Genomic DNA, 21,893 nt, shown 5'->3' with positions numbered 1-21,893 from the left:
CCCTCAGCACACCGTATAGAACGGCAGCGCGCGCTGCTTCTTCGGCGCCGCCGTTTGCTCAACCGGCTTGTTCCAATTGGCCGCGAAGGCGAGGAAGCGGCGTGTCTGCCGCGCTGCTCCTTCGCGATAATCCTGGGCGAGCGTCCTGTCCCAGAAGCGCGCGAGCGGCCCGCTGATCTCGACCGTGCTGCGCACCAGGGTGCCGGTCGGCGTCGGGATGAAACTGTGTTCGGTGCGCATGCGCGCCAGCGGCAGATAGGCCACGTCGCTGAAGCGATAAGGTTCCACCATGGTCTCGACGCGCAGTTTCACTGAGTGCCGCCCGCGGGGTTTCAAGGCGAAGACCGCGCCGCTTTCCGCCGGCCCCTCGATGGCGATCGCCTCAATGCCGTCATCCCATTGCGGCCAGCTGGCGACATCGGCCAGCGCCCGGTACAGCCGCTCCGGCGGCAGATCGGTCGTGGTTTCATAAGAATGACGGCGCATAGGATCCTCCTTCGTATCTGAAGGCGGACCCTAGCTCGATGCAGTGTCAGATTCTGTCAGCAGCGTGGCAGCCGGCCAGCTCTGTTTTACGACCGCGCTATTTGGCGACCAGCGGCAGGCTGATCTCGGTCAGCCATTCCTGCGGCGGCAGGTCGCGCGGATTGTTGAGATATTCCTCGAAACAGGGCCGGTCCGCCGGCTCCTCGCCGCTATTGGGCAGCCAGGTGCCGAACAGCCAGGTATAGGCCTTGTGGAGTTCGGCATAGGGCCCCTGGTGGCGCAGTACTGCATGCCGCCCGCCGGCGAGATCGATGAGGCGCGGCGCCCCCGCTTCAAGCGCCCCCGCTTCAAGCGATTGCGTGACCGTCTCACTGACGCTGATGCAGGCATCCGACTGCCATTCCGCCGGCGGTGCCGCATGCGTGTCGCTGTAATAGATGCCGATGCCGCGCGTCGTCGGGCCCATCAGCCCGCGTGGGCCGGCCCAGGTGTAAAGCCGCTCGAAGACCGGGCCGATCTCCAGATAGTGCCCGCGATGGCGCAAGGCGGCGAGGCGCACGGGCGCGGTGTCGCGAATACTGACATTGAACATGGCATGCTCCGATTTCTGTGACGGGGATGCCGCAGGATGATCCGAATAATCCATCACCAGCGCGCCGCGCTTTCTATAGGCGGCGGGTGCCATGCCATAGCTTGCCTGGAAGGCACGGCCGAAGGCGGCGACGCTGCCATAACCGGCGCGTTTGGCGATGGCGGCGATCGGTGTCGCCTCGCCGATCAGGCTGCCCGCCGCCCGGTGCAGCCGCATCCGCCGCAGGCTCTCCGCCGCCGTCTCGCCGGTGATGCCGGCATAGATGCGGTGGAAATGATAGGGCGACAGATGTGCGATCTCAGCCAGGGCGTTGAGATCGAGATCGGCATCGAGATGGGCGCCCATATGCTGAAGCACCCGGTCGATGCGGCGGCTGTAATCGAGGCTGGTGGCTGGTTTCATCGAACTCCTCCGACGCCTGCGACCCTAGTCGTATGGGCTTTGATCGCGCTTGCGAAGTTTCTCACCATCGAACGGTAGTAAGTGGAATTGATCGAAGCACAGAATTCTGCTCCACTGAATCGAAAGGCGGGACGGATACCATTGTGTGGCAGACTCTCAGAGCAGCGATAGCGAGGTGCTTTTACGTCCTCTCCTCCGGTATGCCGGACGAAAGGGAAATTCTGCGACGAATTTACGAAGAGATGGAGATGGCCCCAACCTTGGCTCGAGCATCCCGCTGGGCACGTGATCTTGAGAGTCTCGAACCCTACTTTCTGATATGGGACAAGCGTACACCAATGCAGATACGTATGCTGGTTGAGGCCAAGGCGCGTGTTTACGATCTGCTTGATGCGCTTGAGAGCGGTCAGCAGCCACCCTATACCGCATACTATAGGGAGCCGTTGGCGGCGCTAAAGCGGGATCTGGAGCGTGAGCCGTCGTTCGGATTCTAGCCCTCACCAGTCGATCGAGACGCCGCGCTGTTTCCAGGCGCTGTCCTCGGAATGGCCGAGGATGCCGATGATGGCGGGGCCGCCGCCATCGCGGTCCTTGCCGTCGATGCGCAATGTATAGGTGGTGTGGAAGTCGACGATATGCCCGCCCGCCTTGTTGATCAGTGCCCAATCGACATGGGCCTGGGCGAAGGCGCGGCTGAGGGGCTGGAACTCGAACCCGGCGATCTCGGCCCGGGCGAAGTCGACCTTGTCATAAAAGGCCACGAAGCCCGTCATGTCGGCCAGCATCTCCGCCTTGTCCCGGAACACATAGCCCGCATCCTCTGAGAGGATCTGCACCGGAAAGGCATAATGATCGCAGATCGCCTTGGCATCCTGCGCGGTGAAGGCGCGGGCATAACCGTCAAAAAAGGTGCGGATGTCGGAAGCGTTCATGAAACGGGAACTCGTCTGGGTGATGGTCGCGCCAGTCTAGCGGGTTGAGCGCGAAAAAAGCTAGCTTTCAGCCGTTATTTGCCACTTTTGCGCCATCCTTGCGCGCGATCCAGACGAGGCCATGCCACATCCCCGAGCCCAGCGGCTCTGCATAGTCGAGCCATTCGGCGCGCTTCATCCCGAGCCGCCGGATGACCGCCTGCGACCGGGCGTTGTTGGCGGCCGTGGCGGCCAGGATCTGCTGCAATCCGATGCGCATGAATCCATCCTGCAGGCACGCGCGCGCGGCCTCGGTCGCATAGCCCTTGCCCCACATCGCGCGCAGCAGGCGCCAGCCGATATCGACATGTGGTCCCAGCGGATGATCGGCGCGCGCCGGCATGAGGCCGGCATAGCCGAGGAACCGGCCGCCCTGATCTTCCAGCGCCCAGCGGCAGAATCCGGCTTGATCGAAGGTGGTGCTGTAGCGATCGAACTTGTCATCACTCTCTTTTCGCGACAGCGGGCCGCCCAGATCCCACATGACTTCAGCATCCGCATTGAGGGCGGCGAAAGCGTCGCGGTCATCGCCGCGCCAGTTGCGCAACCGCAGCCGCGGCGTGACGATCACATGACTCATGGAATGGCGGCCTTCCGCTGCAGAATCCGGATCAACAGCGCGAAACAGACGAGCTCGATGAACGCCAACGCCCACAACGCCGTGGTGGCGATCATGGCAAGGAGGGCGTGGCTGAAGGCGAGCGGCCTTGTCATCCGCAGTTCGCCCTCAATCCGTATCGATCGGATCGCCTGTCGGCATCTCCGGGATAAGCGAGCGTTGGGTGCAGGGGTCGATGCTGAGCAGGGCCTCGCGGATGAGGTTGGCAAGATCGTCGCCGTGGCGGTCGGGGCGGGACTTGATCCAGTCGATGACGCCGTCGGTCAACGCCATGTCGTCCCGGCCGACCCGTGCGCAGGCGGGATCGCTGCTGTTGCCATCAACCATCAACTCACGCACCGCGCCGATCATGGCGACGCAGGCGGCGCGGCTCTCATTGTCGGCAGCAAGGCAGGTGGCGCCGGTATAGGCCGACGCCCCGCTCGCCGATGTCCAAAGGACAAACAGGGCAAGGGTAAGCCGGCGCGCAGGCCGCTTCACGCCTCCGGCGCCTTCAGGCCGCAGCCTTTGAGGATGATCCGGGTGATCTGGCTGGCGGCGAGCTGGTAGTCGTTTTCGATGAGCTCGCGCCGGCCGAGGACGGCGGCGATTTGCGTCGCGAAATCGGCATAGGTTTGCGTCGTCGACCAGATCATGAAGAAGAGGTGCTTGGGATCGATCCGGTCGATCTTTCCCTGGCCGATCCATTCTTCGATGATAGCGGATTTCCGTTCGACCCAATCCTTGAGATCCTGGCGCATGAAGCGGTCGAAGCGCGGTGCGCCGTGCAACACTTCATTGGCGAAGACGCGGGAGGCGATCGGGCGGTCGCGGGCCAGATCGATCTTCTGCCCGATGTAATGCGCCAGGGCGGTCGCCGGATCGGAATCGGGCTGGATCTCCTGCGCGGTGTTGAGCCACAGCTCGATGATGTCGCGCAGCACGAACTGATAGAGATCGTTCTTGGTCTTGAAATAGTAATGGAGGTTGGCCTTGGGCAGCCCAGCGCGCTTGGCGATGAGGCTGGTGGACGCCCCTTCGAAGCCCATCTCGGCAAAGACCTCCTCCGCGGCCTTCCTGATGCTGGCCTCAATGCGCGCACGGCTGCGCGCCCGGACGCCCAGCTGGCTGTCCTCCGCGTCGGTCGAGGCCTCGTCGCCGGCCGCGCTGCTCATGTCACATGCCCCCAGATATTCCCCACTCGCTGCAGTAAAACCGGAACGGGCGCAGCGCTCAACCGGATTGTTTGACCGGCGGGAAAAAGCTTCGGTCAGAAATTCTATTTTATTTTATGTAGCAAGGGGTTGTCGCTTACGGCCCCCCTCAAATCACATTCAGAACTTCGTAAGCGGCACCCATCGTGTGGTAGTCGACTTTGCCGGCGGGGCTTTTTTCGTCGGTCATTTTCCGGTTGTCGGCGGTGAGGATGCGGTACCAGGCGCCGTGTTGGTGGTCGACGAAGTGGCGCCAGCTATAGTCCCAGATGCGGTCATACCACAGCCAATAGGCCTCGTTGCCGGTGCGCTGGGCAAGGCAGGCGGCGGCGGCAAAGCTTTCGGCCTGGACCCAGAAATATTTGTCGCCGTCGCAGATCTCGCCTTCCGGCCCGAAGCCGTAATGGATGCCGCCATGCGTGCGGTCCCAGGCCTTGGCGAGCGCCGTGTCGAACAATTCCTTGGCGCGGGGGGCCAGCCAATCCAGCTTGCGGTGCCGTTCCAGGATGAGGAGGAGCTTCGCCCATTCGGTGAGGTGCCCCGGCTGATAGCCCCAGGGGCGGAAGATGTTGGTTTTGTCATGCCGGTTGTAATCCCAATCGACCGACCAATCGGCGTGGTAATGCTCCCACATCATGCCGCCGGCCAAAGCGGATTGGCGCCGCGTGATGTTGTCGGCCAGCAATTCGGCGCGGTCGAGATAGCGAGTCTCCTTGGTCGCTTCATAGGCCGCCAGCATCGCCTCGCAGGCATGCATGTTGGCATTCTGCCCGCGATAGGGCGCGGTGACCGACCAGTCGGGCGACGCTTCATCGGCATAGAGGCCGAAAGCGGGCTCGAAGAAGCGGCGCTCCATCAGCGCGAAGGTCTCCGCCAACGGCGCGCGCGCCGATTCCTCGCCGGCCATGAGCGCGTGGGCATAAGCGAGCAGCACGAAAGCGAGGCCGTAGCAATGATTGGTGCCGTCAAGCAGGGTCTTCCGGCCGTTCTCCCAGTGCAACGTCCAGGCATAGCCGCCGGTCGCGGGATCAAGATGCGCGTCGCTGAGGAAGCGGAGCGCATGGCGCAGGCCGCCCGCATATCTGCCATGGCCGAAATGCCGGCAGGCCATGGCGTAGTTGAAGACGAGGCGGGTCGAGCTCACCAGATGCCGCGTGGTGGCATCGTAGACCGAGCCGTCATCTTTCAGGAAATGATAGAAGCCGCCCGAGGGGTCGATGCTGCGCGGATGATAGAAAGCCATCGTGTGCGCGATATGGTCTTCGAGGAACCGGCGGTCGCGGAAATTCGGCAAGGCTGGAATCCTCAGGCTGAGATGCGGGTGGCGGTGATGCTGCTGTCGCGGATGACGAGTTCGACCGGCAGGGTGCGATTCTGCGGCCCGTCGCCGGCGCCGTGCAGCAGCAGATCGACACCGACGCGGCCCAGCTCCTCTTTGTCGACGCGCAAGGTGGTGAGCGATGGATGGGCGAGGGCCGCCTGGGCGATATCGTCGAAGCCGACAAAGGCGATGTCGCGCGGCAGTTTGAGGCCGGCTTCCTGTGCGGCACGCATGGCGCTCAAGGCGGCGCTGTCGTTGAAGGCGAAAACGGCGTCGGGGCGATGCTCGAGCGCGAGCAGTTGCTGCATGGCGAGATAGGCGCCCGGTTCCACATCCATGCCGTTGGGCATTATGGCTTCGAGGGACGGGTCGGCGAGGATGCCGGCATCGAATAGGGCCTGGCGATGGCCGCGGAATCTTTCGCGGATCGAATAATGGGCGAGCGAGCCGGAGAGGAAGGCGATGCGCTTCCTGCCCTGGCGCAGCAGATGCTGGGTGGCGAGATAGCCGCCGCGCTGGTTGTCCGGATTGACCGAGAGGAAGCCATCGGCGAGGAGATCGATGAGGGCGATGGGCTTGCCGGCCTCGCGGAAGACGGCAAGGAGTTCGGGCTCGAAGAAGCCGGCGCAGAGCAGGGCATCGGGGTCGTGCAGGCGCAATTGCTCGGCCACCGGATCCATCGGCCCTACGGAGAGGAAGGAGGGCACGATGCCTTCGGTCCGGCAGGCTTCCTCGACGCCGTGGAGGACGGCCGAGAAGAAAGGCGTGTTGGCGAGCGTGTTGTGCTGGCGATGCAGCAGGAAGGCGAGTTTCCTGATTTTGCGCGGCTGCAGCTTGCCCTGGTCATAGCCGAGCCTCGCTGCCACGGCGCGCACATGGCGGCGCGTTTCTTCGGCGAGGCCCGGTTGGTTTTTAAGCGCACGCGAAACGGTGCCGATGGAGACGCCGGCCTCGCGGGCGATGTCGCGCACGGTAATGCTCATTGGACGGCGATCCGGTAATCGAGGCGCAAGGGCTTGCCCTTCCGTAAGGTTAGGCCGCGGCGGGTGGCCAGGGGATGGTCCGCGGGCGGGGCGGCGACACGGCCGAGATCGAAGGCGCCGTTCACCGGCTCGATCCCCAGCGCGTAATTGCGGCCGTTCCAAGGGAAGCCCGCGCGGCCGCCATTGCTGACCCACAGCATGACGTCGGGCAATTGGTCCTGGTCCCACCACAAGGTCATGGTCACCCCCTCCGTCTCGTAATAGAGCGAAAACGGCGCTTTGCAATCCTTGAGCTGCAGCAATTCCTCGGTTTTGACCGGCAAGGGCAGACGGGTGAGGTCGAGTGGGCCGGAAAGGGCGGGCAGGACGGCAAGATCAGCGCTGCGGCCGTCGGCAATGAGCTGCGACACGTCGGTCTCCGTCGGTACCGGATAGGCGATGGCCGCCGTGAAGGGGCCCGGCAGCACGCGCACGCCGCCCGTGGTGCGGAAGGTCGGATGCAACGCCACGGGGAGGGTGGCGTCCTGCCGCGCCCAGATGGTGAGCGAGAGGTCGAGCGCCGGCTGTTCGGGATCGGCGCTCACCTGCCGCTCCAGCCGTGCGATGGGTGAACTTTCCGGATAGTCGATGCCGATGCGCACATGCTGCCGGTCCGCGCTGATGAGCGACCAGGGCTGATTGGCGCTGTAGCCATGTTCCCAACCGTCGCGGGGGTCCGCCCTCTCCCATATTTTCTCGTCATGCCCGGGCTTGACCCGGGCATCCACTGGTGCCGCCGAGAGAGTGGATCCCCGGGTCAAGCCCGGGGATGACGATTGAAAGAGCGGAGTATCCAGTCCTTCCGGAAAATCGGTCCGGCCGAAGGGCACGCAAGGGAATTCGCCGCGCAAATGGCGCAGGAGCGGCGGCAGATCCGGAGTTGCCGGGTCGTTCAGCCACGGCGCCAGATACATCGGCTGCAGCGCGCGGCCATCGGGCAGGCGAAAATTCACCGGGCCCAGCATGCCGCCGAGGCTGATGATTTCCGCCGTGCCGAACGGCCAGTCGAGTTGCCAGCGGGCGATCTGCCAGCGGGCGATCTGCCAGCGGTCCATTACCTGGAAACCGTCTTGGTGGCAGCATAGGTATCGCCCACCATCAGGCGCACGATCTCGTCGCCATCGGTCTCGCGCGCCAGGCGCTCACCGGCAAGCTCGCCACGGCGCAGCACCAGGATGCGGTCGGCGACACCGAAGATGTCGTGGAGATTGTGCGAGATGAGGATGACGGCAACACCCTGCGCCTTCAGCCCCAGGATCAGCTCCATCACCTTGCGCTGTTCGGGGACACCCAAGGCCGCCGTGGGCTCGTCCATGATGAGCACGCGCGCGTCCCAATAAATGGCGCGGCCGATGGCGATGGCCTGGCGCTGGCCGCCGGAAAGTGTCCGCACCGGACCCGCGAGTTTCTTTTCCGGGACGACGATGTCGAGCCGGTCAAGCACCTGGCGCGCCACTTGCCGCATGCGCGGACGGTCGATGACGGAGAGCCCGAAGCGCCGGCGCATCGGCTCGCGGCCAAGGAAGATGTTGGCGCCGACGTCGAGATTGTCGGCCAAGGCGAGGTCCTGATAGATCGTCTCGATGCCCTTGGCGCGGGCATCCTGCGGGTCGCGCAAGGTGAGCGGCGCGCCATCGAAGAAGAGTGCTCCTTCATGCGGGTGATAGACGCCGGAGATGATTTTGATGAGGGTCGATTTGCCGGCGCCATTGTCGCCGGCGAGCGCCAGCACCTCGCCGGGGGCGACGCTGAGCGAGACGTCTTTCAGCGCTTCGACACCGCCGAAGCGGATCGAGACATTCCTGGCTTCGAGGATCGGTCCGCTCATGACGCCCTCAGCAGCCGGTCTTTGTATTGGTCGATGAGGACCGAGAGGATGATGACGACACCCACGGCGATGAACTGCCAGAAGGCATCGACATCGATGAAGATGAGACCGAACTGGATGACGGCGATGATGAGCGCGCCGATGAGGGTCCCCACCACATTGCCGGTGCCGCCGAACAGCGAGGCGCCGCCGATGACGACGGCGGCGATGGAATCGAGCAGCATGGATTCGCCGGCATTGGCGGCCCCTGCCGCATAGCGCGCGGTATAGACGATGCCGCCCACCCCGGCGAAAGCGGCCGATAGCATGTAGATCTTGATCAAATGGCGCTTCACGTCGATGCCGGCGCGCGCCGCCGATTGCAGATTGCCGCCGATCGCATAGGTGTACTGGCCGAATTTGGTCTGCGAGAGGACGAAATGCAGCCCCAGCAGCAGGATGCCGGTGACGATGACGGGAGCCCAGCCGGTGCCGAGGAAAACGAGGCCCGGATTGTCGATGGAGATGGTCATGCCGCTGCCGGCCGAGAGGAAGCCCGCACCGCGCGCCACGCCATACATGCCGAGCGTGCCGATGAAGGCCGGCACACCCAGCCGCGCCACCAGGGTTCCCGAAATCCAGCCGGAGACCATGCAGACGATGAGCGTGCCGAGGATGCCGAGGACGAGGGCCAGTTCGGTATTGCCGGCCAGCAGCGTGAACTGCGCCACTACCACGGCCGCCAATCCCATGACGAAGCCCACGGAAAGATCGATGCCGCTGGTGATGATGACGAAGGTCTGCCCCAAGGCGAGGAGCAAGGGCGCCGAGGCCGCCAGCAGGATCGCCTGCAGGTTATAGGCGCTGAAAAGAAATGTGCGCCCCACCTCGATCTGCGCCCAGGCTTCAAAGAAGGCGATGAGGGTGAGCAGGAACAGCCAGGGCCACAGCCTTGTCAGCAATGCGATGCGGCCGAGCTTGTCGTCGACGGTGTGGTCGGTCACGGGTACGCGAATCCTTATGCGGCGCTCCACTGCGTCATCCCCGGGCTTGACCCGGGGATCCACTGCTTGCCGGATAGAGTGGATGCCCGGGTCAAGCCCGGGCATGACGCAAGTGAGGGTGATCAGTTCGAATAGATGTACTGGCGGACGTCTTCCTGGTCGATGTTCGACTTGTCCATGACGACGAAGCCGGTGCCTTGCCAGGTGGGGATGGTCTTGCCCTTGATGAGGTCGGACGCGAATTTGACGCCGACATAGCCCATCTCGGCCGGCTTCTGCGCGATCGCCAGATCGACGAGGCCGGATTTGATGCTGGCGTCGATGCCGGGGACGGCGTCGAAGACGACGACTTTCACCGCACCGGTCTTGCCGGCCTTCTTGACGCCTTCGGACGCACCCATGCCGGAGAAGGTGTTGGCGCCGAAGATGCCGGCAAGGTCCGGCTCGCGTGCCAGCACCGCCGCCACATGGGCCGCGGCCTTGTTGGCATCGTCCTCGTTATATTGGGTCTTGAGGATCTTGATATTGGGGTACTTCTTCAATTCCTCCTCGAAGCCCACCATGCGCTGGTCGGTCGAGGAGATGCCGGGCTTGTTGTTTTCGCAATAGACGCTGCCCTTCTCGCCAACCGCCTTGGCGAGCGCGCGGGCGGCGATGCGGCCGCCTTCGGTATTGTCGGAGGCAACATAGGAAAGCGGGAAGTCAGCCTTGCCGGCGCCGGTCTGGTATTTGCCTTCGCCGATATAGGTGTCGACGGTGATGACCTTGATGCCGGCATCGGCCGCCTCTTTCAGCGGCTGGATCAGCTGGTCCTTGTCGACCGGCGAGATCAGCAGCACGTCCGGCTTCTTGGCGATGACGGCTTTCAAAATCGGCACCTGTTCGGTGACGTTCCAGGCCTTCGGTATCTGGAACATCAACTCGACGCCTTCTTCTTCCGCCGCCTTGTCGGCGCCGCGCTTCATGGTGAAGTAGAAGGGATCAACGACACCCGGCAGCAGGGCCACGACGGGCTTGCCGGCGGCACGGGCGAGGTTGAGGGGCAAAGTGGTGGCCATCAGGCCGATTCCGGATAGGCCGGCAGCGTTCAGCAGCAGACGACGACGCGTGATCATCATGCAGTCTCCCCATGTTTATTAAACAGGAATGGTCCCAGTGCAGGTCGCTCTTAGCGGCAACCATGCGCGAATACTGGGACGTTCCTATTCGTGGCGTCAATCAGGGAGAATAAACGGCATGCAGTTTAGTAATCGCGCTAAACAAACCTTATCGGAAGTCACGGCCGTGATCGATGGCGTGCTCGATCTCTCCCCGGGTGATGCCGATGTCGCGCAGCTGATGGTCCGACATTTGCGAGAGGGCCGCCACAGCGCGGTGGCGTTCCATGGTGCGACTGAGCTTCGTCGCCAGGCTGATGACTAGACGGAAGAACCGGCTGCGGCGGTCGGTGCGGGTGAAGAGGACGTAACTCGACATGGGCGATCTCCGTTTCATGCTCAATGAACCAAGGGGCTTCAGACGCCCGCTTCTTATGGGGAGGAGATAGGCCGGGCTGCGCGGGGGTGCTGTGATCGGATTCACTTGTCGGATGAACCGCAGAAAGTCTTTCCAATCGGTCAAGAATAATTGACCATATGGAAAGAATGTGTTTTCATCGCGTTGAACAGGTAGCCGATCGCCACCAGAAACAAGCGCGCCCCGCAAGGATTCATGAGGGCGCAAGGGGCGGTCCGGCCAGGGATAGACGCTACGTCAACCGGGAGGACACGCCGATGAGCGAGCATGCCGCGCCAGATATCCGTGCGGGCCGCCTCACCGCCGCCGAACTGGCGGCCAATTTCGATGATGTGAAGCCGCCGCTGGACCGCAAGCGCGCGCTGGTCGAGAGCAGCCGCTGCTTCTATTGCTATGACGCGCCCTGCATCGAGGCCTGCCCGACCAGCATCGACATACCGAGCTTCATCCGCTCGGTTGCGGTCGATGATCCGCTGGGTGCTGCCGAGACGATCCTCGAGGCCAATATCATGGGCGGCATGTGCGCCCGCGTCTGCCCGGTCGAGATCCTGTGCGAGGATGCCTGCGTCCGCAATCATTCCGAAGACAAGCCCGTGCAGATCGGCGCGTTGCAGCGCTATGCCACGGATGCGCTGGTGGCAAGCGGCAAGCAGCCCTTCACGCGGGCACCTTCGAGCGGAAAGAAGGTCGCGGTCGTCGGCGGCGGTCCGGCCGGGCTTTCGGCGGCGCATCGCCTGTCGCGCCTTGGCCATGACGTCACGGTCTATGAGGCGAAGCCGAAACTGGGCGGGCTCAATGAATACGGCATCGCCGCCTATAAGACGGTGCATGATTTTGCGCAGACGGAAGTCTCCTTCATCCTGGCGCTGGGCGGCATCACGGTAAAGACCGGCCAGGCGCTGGGCCGCGACGTGACGCTGGAGGGTTTGCGCAAGACCTATGATGCCGTGTTCCTGGCGATGGGCCTTGGCGGCGTCAATGCGCTGGGCGCGGAAGGCGAGACGCTGCAGGGTGTCGAGGACGCGGTGGCCTATATCGCCAAGCTGCGCCAGGCCAAGGACAAGAATTCGCTCCCCGTCGGGCGCAAGGTTGTGGTCATCGGCGGCGGCAACACCGCGATCGATATCGCCATCCAGTCGAAGCGCTTAGGCGCCGAGGACGTGACCCTGGTCTACCGCCGCGGGGCGGACAATATGAGCGCCACGCCTCACGAGCAGGAATTTGCACAGGTGAATGGCGTCAAGATCAAGCATTGGGCGCGGCCGGTGAAGCTTTATGGCCATAATGGCGCGGTGCGCGAGATCGAGTTCGAATACACGCAGCTTGATGCGCAGGGCCGCCTGATGGGGACGGGTGAAAAGTTCACGCTGCTCTGCGACACGGTCTTCAAGGCGATCGGGCAGACGCTGGTGAAAGACCCGGTCAACGGCAAAGCGCAGGACGTGCTCGACCTTGCCGGCAACAAGATCGCGGTCAACGAGGATTTCGCGACCTCGATCAAGGGTGTCTTCGCCGGCGGCGATTGCGTGACGTCCGGCGTCGATCTCACGGTGCAGTCGGTGGCCGACGGGCGCGATGCGGCAATTGCGATCGACGCGTATCTGCGCGGCGAAGCGTAAGGGAGGGAATGATGGCTGACCTGCGGTCCAATTTCATCGGCATCAAATCGCCCAACCCGTTCTGGCTGGCCTCGGCGCCGCCGACGGACAAGGAATACAATGTCGTGCGCGCGTTCCAGGCGGGCTGGGGTGGCGTGGTGTGGAAGACTTTGGGCGAAGATCCGCCCGTGGTGAATGTGAGCTCGCGCTACGGCGCCATGCATCTGGGGCCCGACCGCATGATCGGCTTCAACAATATCGAGCTCATTTCCGACCGGCCGCTCGACGTGAATTTGCAGGAGATCAAGCGGGTGAAGCGCGACTGGAAAGACCGCGCCATGATCGTCTCGCTGATGGTGCCCTGCGAGGAGGATGCCTGGAAGCGTATCCTGAAACGCGTCGAGGAAACGGAAGCCGACGGCATCGAGCTCAATTTCGGCTGCCCGCACGGCATGTCGGAACGCGGCATGGGTGCCGCCGTGGGCCAGGTGCCCGAATATGTCGAGATGGTCGCGCGCTGGTGCAAGCAGAACACCAGGATGCCGGTCATCGTCAAGCTGACGCCCAACGTCACTGATGTCCGTAAGCCGGCGCAAGCGGCGAAGAAGGGGGGGGCGGATGCCGTCTCGCTCATCAACACCATCAATTCGATCTGCTCGGTCGATCTCGACGCCATGGCGCCCACACCCGTGGTCGATGGCAAGGGCACTCATGGCGGCTATTGTGGGCCCGCCGTGAAGCCCATCGCGCTCAACATGGTGGCGGAGATCGCGCGCGATCCGGCGACGCATGGACTGCCGATCTCGGCCATCGGCGGCATCGGCACCTGGCGGGATGCGGCCGAGTTCATCTCCATGTCGGCCGGCAATGTGCAGGTCTGCACGGCGGCGATGCATTACGGTTTCCGCATCGTCGAGGAAATGGCGAGCGGTCTTTCCAACTGGATGGATGAGAAGGGCTATCGGACGATCGAGGATTTCCGGGGCAAGGCCGTCCCCAACGTCACCGATTGGCAATATCTCAACATCAATTTCAAGACCGTCGCTGCGATCGACCAGGAGACATGCATCCAATGCGGCCTCTGCCACATCGCCTGCGAGGACACCTCGCACCAGGCGATTGCGGCGAAGCGGGTGGACGGGAAACGGCGCTATGAGGTGATCGACGCGGAGTGCGTCGGCTGCAACCTCTGCTACCACGCCTGCCCGGTGCCGAACGTCATCACCATGGTGCCGCAGGACACGGGCAAGCCGTACCTGAACTGGACCCAGGACCCCAGGAACCCGATGCGCAAGAAGGCGGCGGAGTAAGGCTGGGCGAGAGTCATCGCTTCCAGCCCCCCACCCGCCGACGAGCCCTCCCCCCTGAAGGGGGGAGGGGATAAGAGCGGGGTTTATCGATCGGCTTCAGTCCAAAGCCTACCCAACTTCCACAGCATGAGCGGGGCTCGCCCAAAGACGAGGGCGGGCCCCGATGCTTTTCATCCCCGAGAGGTATTGCCGCAGCCGCAAACCTTGTCCAAAAGTTCACGCCAAATTAAGGAAGTTGAGGCAAATATCCCCAAACGGCCGCCTGCCATGAATATCTGATAGAGGTCCGGGGCGGTCGGAAGCGAGAGTGCGGGTTGAGATGATGTCGGTTTCGGTATCTGGGTCTGTTTCGGGCGAATCGGCGGGAATGCCCGCCACGCTGCAAAAATTCGACGCCACCCGGCTCGCCGTTCCTGACTTTGCCAACTGGCTGCGCGCCGATGGCGGATTCCTGCCCTGCTTCGGCGGCAATCTTGCCGCCGCCGCCCTCTATTTCCTGCTGGGCCTCGCGGTCGGCCAGTATTTTTCCGCCTATGGACTGTTTCCGGCGCCGATCTGGCTGCCCGCCAGCGTTGCCGTCGTCGCGGCGATGCTCGGCGGCTGGCGCTTCTTTCCCGGTCTGTTCCTGGGATCGTTCCTGATCAATTACGGCTATTTCGGATCAAACCTGCTGGTGGCGACGCTGATCTCGCTCACCAACGCGCTGGGGCCGATCCTGGCGACGCAGATCATGCGGCGCTGGCGCCCGCAGCCGTCGCTCTTCAGCAGCTTTGCCGGCGTCGTCGCCTTCATCCTCTGCGCCGTGGTGCTGCATCCGGCGATCACCGCAACCGGTGGCACCTTGGCGCTCAATCTGCCGAACCTCGCCGGCGGCGGCTCGCTGCATCTCACGGCCCTTACGCGGACCTGGGTCAGCTGGTGGCTGTGCGACAGCGGCGGCACGCTCTCCTTTGCACCCTGCCTGCTGCTGTGGCTGGGCGGTGAAAACGCGTCGGAGGAAAAGGCGCGGCACCTCACGCGCCAGGACCGCATCGTCTGGATCGGCGTTGCCGTCATCGTCATCGGCCTTTTCGCGGCACCGCCGGTGCCGATCGCACTCTTTGCCTCGCTGCCCTTCCTGCTGGTCGTGCCGCTTTCCTGGATCGCGCTCAATACCTCGCTCCGCGCCGCCTATACGCTGGTGTCGCTGGCATCGGTCATCGCCATGGCGGGAACCGCGGCCGGTGTCGGGCCGTTCCATGCGCCGGCCACCATCAACCCGCTGCAATTGGCGGGCGAGCTCATCGTGCTGTTCACCATGTCGGTGCTGACCATCGTGGCGCTGTTTCGCGAGCGCCGCGCGGCCGAGGCCGCCAACCGGGGCAAGAGCATGCTGCTGGCGACCGCCAGCCATGACCTCAGGACCCCCTTGAATGCCATCATCGGTTTTGCCGACCTGCTGCGCACGCCGACGCGCCAGATGCTGACGCTGGAACGGGTGCGCGATTATGCCAACGACATCCATGCCAGCGGCTCGCTGCTGCTGGGGCTGATCGACGAGATCCTGGACCATGCCAAGATCGAGGCCGGCAAGCGCGAGATCGAGCCCAGCCTCGTCGACGCGCCGGCCATCGCCGCAGCGTGCCTCGACCTGCTGGCCAGCCGGGCCGAGGCCAAGAACGTCAAGCTCAGCGTCAAGGCGCATGGGGCACCCGTACTCCATGCCGACGAACTGGCACTGCGCCAGATCCTCCTCAATCTTCTTTCCAACGCGGTGAAGTTCACCGAGGCCGGCGGCTCGGTCGAGATCCGCCTCAGCCTGCAGCCGGATGGCGGCGGTGTCATCGAGGTCGAAGATACCGGCATCGGCATGAGCGAGGCGGAGCTTGAGCAGGTCCTGCTGCCCTTCGAACAGGCCGGCTCCAACCGCCAGCGCCAGGGCGGCACGGGATTGGGCCTCACCATCGTGCTGCGCCTTGTGGAATTGCATGGCGGCCAGTTCGCCATCAGCAGCGCCCCGCGCCAGGGCACCAATGTGCGGATGCGTTTCCCAGCCGCACCCAAGGCGGCGTGAGAGCGGCGCTTTCGCGCCTGCGGAAAAATTATTGCCGGTCCGGCGCGTTTGTGAAACTATCGTGACGCGAGTTTGATAGGCGGGGCCCTCGTCCGGTTGGGACATCGCGCACCGCACTTGCACCCGACCATATTGCGGCCACCATACCCCCTGGCCGTCGGGTGGGCTCGTACAGCAGGGGTTACAAGACATAAACGCGACATAAATTGTAGCAGGAGAAGGCTATGATCCGGGTATCTCGACGTGCGTTTCTGCATGCATCGGCCGCCATCTCGGCTGTCACGGTTCTGCCGCGCGCAGTCCGTGCCGCCGATGCGATCAAGGTGGCGGCGATCTATACCGTGCCCATCGAGCAGCAATGGGTGAGCCGCATCCACAAGGCGGCGACCACCGCCAAGGAGCGGGGCGACATCGACTATGTGTTCTCGGAAAAGGTCGCCAATACCGATTACGAGCGCGTCATGCGCGAATATTGCGAGGCCGGCCATCAGCTGATCGTCGGCGAGGCCTTCGCGGTCGAGGACGCCGCGCGCGCCGTCGCCAAGGATTATCCGGGTGTCGCCTTCCTGATCGGGTCATCCTTCAAGCCGGATGCGGCCCTGCCCAATTTCGCGACCTTCGACAATTACATCCAGGATGCCTCGTACCTGACCGGCATGATCGCCGGCGCGATGACCAAGAGCGGCAATATCGGCATGGTCGGCGGCTATCCGATCCCCGAGGTCAACCGCCTGATGAACGCCTTCATGGCGGGCGTCAAGGAAGTGAAGCCCGACACCAAGTTCCAGGTGGCCTTCATCGGCTCCTGGTTCGATCCGCCCAAGGCCAAGGAGACGGCGCTGGCGCAGATCGATGCCGGGGCGGATCTCCTTTATGCCGAACGCTTCGGTGTTTCGGACGCGGCCAAGGAAAAGGGCGTGCTGGCGGTCGGCAATGTGATCGACACGCAAGCCGATTACCCGGACACGGTCGTGGCTTCCGCCCTGTGGCATTTCGAGCCGACGCTCGACAAGGCCATCGCCAAGGTGAAGGACAAGAGCTTCACGGCCGAGGATTACGGGGCGCTGTCCTTCATGAAGGAAGGCGGCTGCTCTCTCGCACCCTTGGGCACGTTCGAGGCCAAGGTGCCGGCGGATATCGTCGCCAAGGTCAAGGAACGCGAAGCCGCCATCAAATCCGGCGCTTTCCAGGTCGCCATCGACGACAACGAGCCGAAATCGAGCTGATGAGCGAGACGACAAGCGGCCAGCCGGGGGAAATCGTCCTCCGGCTGGCCGGTATTTCCAAGCGCTTCGGCGCGCTCAAGGCCAATGACGATATCGGCTTCGAGCTCCGGCGCGGGGAAGTGCTGGCCCTGCTCGGCGAGAACGGCGCCGGCAAGACGACCTTGATGAACATCCTCTTCGGCCATTACGTGGCTGATGCGGGCAGCATCGAGGTGTTCGGGCGCGCATTGCCGCCGGGCAGCCCGGCTGCTGCCCTCGAGGCCGGCATCGGCATGGTGCACCAGCATTTCACCCTGGCCGACAATCTCACCGTGCTCGACAACATCGTGCTGGGGACGGAGAGCCTGTGGTCCTGGCGCTCGAACAAGGCGAAGGCCAAGGAGCGCTTGGCGCAGCTGGCGGCGGATTTCGGCCTTGCCGTCCACCCCGATCTGCGGGTGAGCGAGCTATCGGTCGGCGAGCGGCAGCGGGTCGAGATCCTGAAGGCGCTCTATCGCAACGCCCGCATCCTCATTCTCGACGAACCCACCGCGGTGCTGACGCCGCAGGAAAGCGACAGCCTGTTTGCGACCCTGGAGAAACTGGTGGCGCGCGGGCTTGCCATCATCTTCATCAGCCACAAGCTCAATGAAGTGCTGGCGGTGAGCGACCGCGTCCTGGTGCTGCGCCAGGGAAAACTGGTGGCGGGACGCGAGACCAAGGGGGCGACGCGGGCGGAGCTTGCCGAGCTGATGGTGGGGCGCGCGGTTCCGCTGCCGAAAGTGGAGCCGCAGCAAGCCGGCTCAGAACTCCTCGCGCTCAAAGGCGTCACCATCATGGGCCCCCATGGGCGGGCGGAACTGGACCGGGTCGATCTGAGCTTGCGGGAGGGTGAGATATTGGGTCTTGCCGGGGTGAGCGGCAACGGCCAGGCGATGCTCGCCGATCTGTTGAGCGGGCTTGCGCAGCCCGATGCCGGCAGCTTCACGCTGTTCGGCGCGGCGATCGCCGGGGCGGATGCGGCGGCGATGGTGCGGCATGGCATGGGGCGCATCCCGGAAGACCGGCATGCAATGGGCCTCATCGGCGACATGTCGATCACCGAAAACATGATCGCGGAACGCTATCGCGACGAACCCTTCTCGAAGCATCATCTCATCGATTGGCCGGCGGCGCGGAAATTCGCGGCCGAGATCATCGCGGGTTTCGACGTGCGCTGCCCGGGGCCGCAGGCGACCGCGCGGCTCTTGTCCGGCGGCAACATGCAGAAGTTGATTCTGGGACGCGAGATGGCGGGGAATCCCAAGCTCATTCTGGCGGCACAGCCGACGCGCGGGCTCGATATCGGCGCCGTCGGCTATGTGCATGAACAATTGCTGAGCGCCCGCCGGCGTGGTGCTGGCATCCTGCTCATTTCCGAGGATCTTGACGAATTGCTGACCTTGAGCGACCGCATCGCCGTGATCTATCGCGGAGTGGTGTCGCCGCCGCTCACCCGCGCCGAATTCTCGGTGCAGCAGATCGGGCTGATGATGGCGGGACATGGGTTCGGCCAGGGATTCGGAGCGAGCCATGCGGCTTGAACCGCGCCTCGAGACGCCCTGGATTCTCTGGCTCGCCGCACCCTTGGCGGCGGTGGGCGCCAGCCTGCTGATCGCGGCCCTCCTCGTGCTGTGGAGCGGGGCCGATCCCTTCGGCGTCTTCGGCCTGGTGATCAAGGGCGCCGTGGGGACGCAGTTCGCGCTTTTCGAGACGCTGACGCGGGCGACGCCGCTCATCTTCACGGGCCTTGCCGCAGCGGTCGCCTTCCGCGCGCGCCTCTGGAATATCGGCGGCGAGGCGCAGCTTTATGGCGGCGCCATCATGGCGGCGGTGCTGGGGACCGGCCTGCTGCCGCTGCCCAGTCCCATCCTCATTCCCATTCTGCTCGTCGCGGGCGCGCTCGCGGGTGCGCTGCTGCTGCTGGGGCCGACGCTCATGAAGACGCGGTTCGGCGTCGACGAGGTCGTCACCACGCTGCTCCTCAATTTCATCATCCTGCTGCTGGTCTCCTTCCTGCTGGAAGGACCGTTGAAGGACCCGATGGGCATGGGCTGGCCGCAATCGAAGAAGGTGATCGAAGCGGCGCAACTGCCCAAGCTCGTCCAGGGTAAGCGCCTGCATCTCGGGTTCCTCCTCGCGCTTGTCATGGCGGGTTTCGTCTGGTTCATCAACAGCCGGACGATCCATGGCTATGAGATGCGGGCCGTCGGCTTCAATGCCCGCGCGGCGCGCTTTGCCGGCATGAAGGTCGATCTCGTCATGGTGAAGGTGGCGCTGCTCTCCGGGGGCCTCGCGGCCCTTGCCGGCGTTTCCGAAGTGATCGGGCTCAAGGGCAATCTCACCCTCGATCTCAGCCCCGGCTTCGGCTATGCCGGCATCGTCGTTGCCATGCTGGCGATGCTGCATCCGCTGGGCGTGGTGGCGGCCGCGATCTTCGTTGCGGCGATGTTCGTCGGTGCCGATGCGATGAGCCGGCAGGCCGGTGTCCCCAATTACATCGCCCATGTGATGGTGGCCACGGCCTTGCTCACCATGGTGGTCGGCATGCTGTTCACCCGCTTCCGCCTCAAATGGAGGTGAGGTGATGGCAGCACTCGAGATCATCTTCACCGCCAGCCTCTGGGCCGCCGCCATCCGCATCGCCTCGCCGCTCATTTTCGCGACGCTGGGCGAGCTTATCTGCGAGCGGGCCGGCGTGCTCAATCTCGGCATCGAAGGCATCATGACGGTGGGCGCCTTCACCGGCTGGTTCACGGTGTATCTCGGCGGCGATCTCTGGGTGGGCGTCGTGGTGGCGGCGGCCTCCGGGGCTGCCTTCGGCCTGCTGCATGCGCTCCTCGTGGTGCCGCTGGGCCTCTCGCAGCATGTGACCGGCATCGGCATCACGCTGCTCGCGACCTCGCTCACCTCCTATGTCTACCGCGTCTCGCTGCCGGAAGTGACCAGCCCGCCCAAGATCGAACCCTTTCAATCGCTGCCGATTCCCGGCCTCTCCGATCTCCCTTTCTTCGGCGAGGCGCTGTTCAGCCAGACGCCGCTCACCTATCTCGCTTTCATCAGCGTGGCGCTGGTGGCCTATATCCTCTACCGGACGCCGTTGGGCCTTGCGGTCCGCATGGTCGGCGAGAATCCGGCGGCGGTCGAGGCGCAGGGCATCGACGTCACGCTGTTGCGCATCGGTGCCGTCATGGCGGGCAGCGCCCTGATGGCGCTGGGTGGCGCCTTCCTCACCATGTCGGCCTTCAATTCCTTCTATTTCGACATGGTCAACGGGCGCGGCTGGATCGCCATCGCACTCGTGGTGTTCGGCTCATGGCGGCCGGGCAAGGCGCTGCTGGGCGCCATTCTCTTTGCCGCCTTCGACGCCTATCAGCTGCGCCTGCAGCAGATCGTGGCCGGTGTCCCCTACCAGTTCTTCCTGATGCTGCCCTATATCCTCTCGATCCTGGCGCTCATCACGATGGCGCGGCGGGCCGGCTATCCCCGGGCCCTGATGATTCCCTATCGCAAGGGGGAAAGGTAATCCCATGTTCGACCTGATCGTGCGCCACGCCAGCTTGCCCGATGGGCGCAAGGATATCGATATCGGCATCCGGGGCGAGCGTATCGTCGCGGTCGAGCATGGCCTGCCCGATGCCGGCGAAGCCACCATCAATGCCGGCGGCAATCTGGTCAGCCCACCCTTCGTCGACGCGCATTTCCACATGGATGCGACGTTGAGCTTAGGGCTCCCGCGGCTCAACCAATCGGGCACGCTGCTCGAAGGCATCCGGCTCTGGGGCGAGCTGAAACCCCATCTCACCCAGGAAGCGATCATGGAGCGCGCCCTGCGCTATTGCGACTGGGCGGTGGCGCGGGGGTTGCTCGCGATCCGCTCCCATGTCGACATCTGCGATCCGCGATTGCTGGCGGTCGATGCGCTGCTTGAAGTGAAGAAACGGGTCAAACCCTATCTCGACCTGCAATTGGTGGCCTTCCCGCAGGACGGTTATTTCCGCAGCGCCGGTGCCGTCGAACTGTTGAGCACAGCGCTCAATCGCGGTGTCGACGTGGTGGGCGGCATCCCGCATTTCGAACGCACGATGGCGGAGGGTGCGGCCTCGGTGCGTGCCTTATGCGAGCTTGCCGCCGAGCGCGGCCTGCTGGTCGATATGCATTGTGACGAGACGGACGATCCGCTGTCGCGCCATATCGAGACGCTGGCCGCCGAGACACACCGGCTGGGCCTCTCAGGCCGAGTCACCGGCTCGCATCTCACCTCGATGCATTCGATGGACAATTATTATGTCAGCAAGCTCATTCCGCTGATGGCGGAAAGCGGGGTCGCGGCCATCGCCAACCCGCTCATCAACATCACCATCCAGGGGCGGCACGACACATATCCCAAGCGCCGCGGCATGACGCGCGTCCCGGAACTGATGGCGGCCGGCGTGCCCGTGGCCTTCGGCCATGATTGCGTGATGGATCCCTGGTATTCGATGGGATCGGGCGACATGCTCGATGTCGCCACCATGGCGCTGCATGTGGGGCAGATGACGGGGCTGGAAGCAATGCGTGCCTGTTTCCAATCTGTCACCGAAACGCCGGCAAAGATCCTTCATCTCGACGGCTATGGCCTGGCACCCGGCTGTTATGCCGATCTCGTCCTGCTCGATGCCGGCGATCCGATCGAGGCGATCCGCCTCAAGGCCGCGCGCTTGAAGGTGCTGCGGCGCGGCCGGGTCGTGGCGGAAGGGCCGGGCGGGGCGATGCA

General features: G+C 64.1%; 22 protein-coding genes. 8 read left to right on the top strand and 14 right to left on the bottom strand.

Translation table 11 applies throughout. The features are described 5' to 3' along the window. Nucleotides 1–3 precede the first annotated feature (3 nt). From ACE3OA_RS19580 to ACE3OA_RS19515, 14 genes are all read right to left on the bottom strand, one after another. Nucleotides 4–486: an SRPBCC family protein gene (locus tag ACE3OA_RS19580; RefSeq protein WP_374313928.1), complete on the bottom strand. Its 483-nt coding sequence runs from the start codon at nt 484–486 to the stop codon at nt 4–6. Nucleotides 487–583: 97 nt separating this feature from the next. Then, complete coding sequence (locus tag ACE3OA_RS19575) at nt 584–1,480, bottom strand: GyrI-like domain-containing protein (protein ID WP_374313926.1); 897 nt, start codon at nt 1,478–1,480, stop codon at nt 584–586. Nucleotides 1,481–1,977: 497 nt separating this feature from the next. Continuing rightward, nucleotides 1,978–2,412, bottom strand: coding sequence for a hypothetical protein (locus ACE3OA_RS19570; RefSeq protein ID WP_374313924.1), 435 nt, complete (start codon nt 2,410–2,412; stop codon nt 1,978–1,980). 67 nt (nt 2,413–2,479) lie between these two features. Then, nucleotides 2,480–3,031 carry a GNAT family N-acetyltransferase gene (locus ACE3OA_RS19565; protein ID WP_374313922.1) on the bottom strand — a complete coding sequence of 184 codons (552 nt, stop codon included), beginning with the start codon at nt 3,029–3,031 and terminating at the stop codon, nt 2,480–2,482. Beyond that, the gene (locus ACE3OA_RS19560) at nt 3,028–3,165 is read right to left on the bottom strand and encodes a hypothetical protein (RefSeq protein ID WP_374313920.1); all 138 of its coding nucleotides are present in this window, start codon (nt 3,163–3,165) and stop codon (nt 3,028–3,030) included. The genes ACE3OA_RS19565 and ACE3OA_RS19560 overlap by 4 nt, the downstream gene beginning before the upstream one ends. Before the next feature lie 13 nt (nt 3,166–3,178). Further along, the gene (locus ACE3OA_RS19555) at nt 3,179–3,550 is read right to left on the bottom strand and encodes a hypothetical protein (RefSeq protein ID WP_374313918.1); all 372 of its coding nucleotides are present in this window, start codon (nt 3,548–3,550) and stop codon (nt 3,179–3,181) included. Beyond that, the gene (locus ACE3OA_RS19550) at nt 3,547–4,224 is read right to left on the bottom strand and encodes a TetR/AcrR family transcriptional regulator (RefSeq protein ID WP_374313916.1); all 678 of its coding nucleotides are present in this window, start codon (nt 4,222–4,224) and stop codon (nt 3,547–3,549) included. The genes ACE3OA_RS19555 and ACE3OA_RS19550 overlap by 4 nt, the downstream gene beginning before the upstream one ends. 148 nt (nt 4,225–4,372) lie before the next feature. Next, a complete protein-coding gene (locus ACE3OA_RS19545) occupies nt 4,373–5,557 on the bottom strand; it encodes an AGE family epimerase/isomerase (RefSeq protein ID WP_374313915.1) in 1,185 nt (394 codons plus the stop codon). 11 nt (nt 5,558–5,568) lie between these two features. Continuing rightward, on the bottom strand, nt 5,569–6,567 hold the full coding sequence (locus ACE3OA_RS19540; RefSeq protein ID WP_374313913.1) for a LacI family DNA-binding transcriptional regulator: 999 nt from the start codon (nt 6,565–6,567) through the stop codon (nt 5,569–5,571). Next, nucleotides 6,564–7,661, bottom strand: a complete 1,098-nt coding sequence (locus tag ACE3OA_RS19535; protein ID WP_374313911.1) for a hypothetical protein — start codon at nt 7,659–7,661, stop codon at nt 6,564–6,566. Before ACE3OA_RS19535 ends, ACE3OA_RS19540 begins: the two co-directional genes overlap by 4 nt. Further along, entirely contained in the window at nt 7,661–8,434 is a 774-nt protein-coding gene (locus ACE3OA_RS19530; RefSeq protein ID WP_374313909.1) for an ATP-binding cassette domain-containing protein, read from the bottom strand. The genes ACE3OA_RS19535 and ACE3OA_RS19530 overlap by 1 nt, the downstream gene beginning before the upstream one ends. After that, nucleotides 8,431–9,417, bottom strand: a complete 987-nt coding sequence (locus tag ACE3OA_RS19525; protein WP_374313907.1) for an ABC transporter permease — start codon at nt 9,415–9,417, stop codon at nt 8,431–8,433. Before ACE3OA_RS19525 ends, ACE3OA_RS19530 begins: the two co-directional genes overlap by 4 nt. 122 nt (nt 9,418–9,539) lie before the next feature. Further along, nucleotides 9,540–10,535, bottom strand: coding sequence for an ABC transporter substrate-binding protein (locus ACE3OA_RS19520; protein ID WP_374313904.1), 996 nt, complete (start codon nt 10,533–10,535; stop codon nt 9,540–9,542). 148 nt (nt 10,536–10,683) lie between these two features. Beyond that, nucleotides 10,684–10,893, bottom strand: a complete 210-nt coding sequence (locus tag ACE3OA_RS19515; RefSeq protein WP_374313902.1) for a DUF1127 domain-containing protein — start codon at nt 10,891–10,893, stop codon at nt 10,684–10,686. 296 nt (nt 10,894–11,189) lie between these two features. Between ACE3OA_RS19515 and ACE3OA_RS19510 the strand changes: the two genes are divergently transcribed. The 8 genes from ACE3OA_RS19510 to ACE3OA_RS19475 all read left to right on the top strand — a co-directional run. Further along, a complete protein-coding gene (locus ACE3OA_RS19510) occupies nt 11,190–12,551 on the top strand; it encodes an NAD(P)-dependent oxidoreductase (RefSeq protein ID WP_374313900.1) in 1,362 nt (453 codons plus the stop codon). A gap of 11 nt (nt 12,552–12,562) precedes the next feature. After that, nucleotides 12,563–13,840, top strand: a complete 1,278-nt coding sequence (preA, locus tag ACE3OA_RS19505; protein WP_374314020.1) for an NAD-dependent dihydropyrimidine dehydrogenase subunit PreA — start codon at nt 12,563–12,565, stop codon at nt 13,838–13,840. 367 nt (nt 13,841–14,207) lie between these two features. Continuing rightward, nucleotides 14,208–15,893 (top strand): ATP-binding protein, encoded by a 1,686-nt coding sequence (locus ACE3OA_RS19500; protein WP_374313898.1) that lies wholly within the window; start codon nt 14,208–14,210, stop codon nt 15,891–15,893. Between the two features lie 224 nt (nt 15,894–16,117). After that, nucleotides 16,118–17,119, top strand: a complete 1,002-nt coding sequence (locus ACE3OA_RS19495) for a BMP family protein (protein WP_374313896.1) — start codon at nt 16,118–16,120, stop codon at nt 17,117–17,119. Next, nucleotides 17,119–18,681 (top strand): ABC transporter ATP-binding protein, encoded by a 1,563-nt coding sequence (locus ACE3OA_RS19490; RefSeq protein WP_374313894.1) that lies wholly within the window; start codon nt 17,119–17,121, stop codon nt 18,679–18,681. The genes ACE3OA_RS19495 and ACE3OA_RS19490 overlap by 1 nt, the downstream gene beginning before the upstream one ends. Continuing rightward, on the top strand, nt 18,671–19,720 hold the full coding sequence (locus tag ACE3OA_RS19485; RefSeq protein WP_374313892.1) for an ABC transporter permease: 1,050 nt from the start codon (nt 18,671–18,673) through the stop codon (nt 19,718–19,720). Before ACE3OA_RS19490 ends, ACE3OA_RS19485 begins: the two co-directional genes overlap by 11 nt. A gap of 4 nt (nt 19,721–19,724) precedes the next feature. Further along, nucleotides 19,725–20,663, top strand: a complete 939-nt coding sequence (locus ACE3OA_RS19480) for an ABC transporter permease (protein ID WP_374313890.1) — start codon at nt 19,725–19,727, stop codon at nt 20,661–20,663. Nucleotides 20,664–20,667: 4 nt separating this feature from the next. After that, nucleotides 20,668–21,893, top strand: a 1,226-nt coding sequence (locus ACE3OA_RS19475; protein WP_374313888.1) for an amidohydrolase family protein, incomplete at its 3' end; no start/stop codon positions are given.

The organism is Dongia sp. (assembly GCF_041906375.1).
Lineage (GTDB): Bacteria > Pseudomonadota > Alphaproteobacteria > Dongiales > Dongiaceae > Dongia.
Note: the sequence above shows the minus strand (reverse complement) of the source record. Positions and strands in the feature narration are given on the sequence as shown.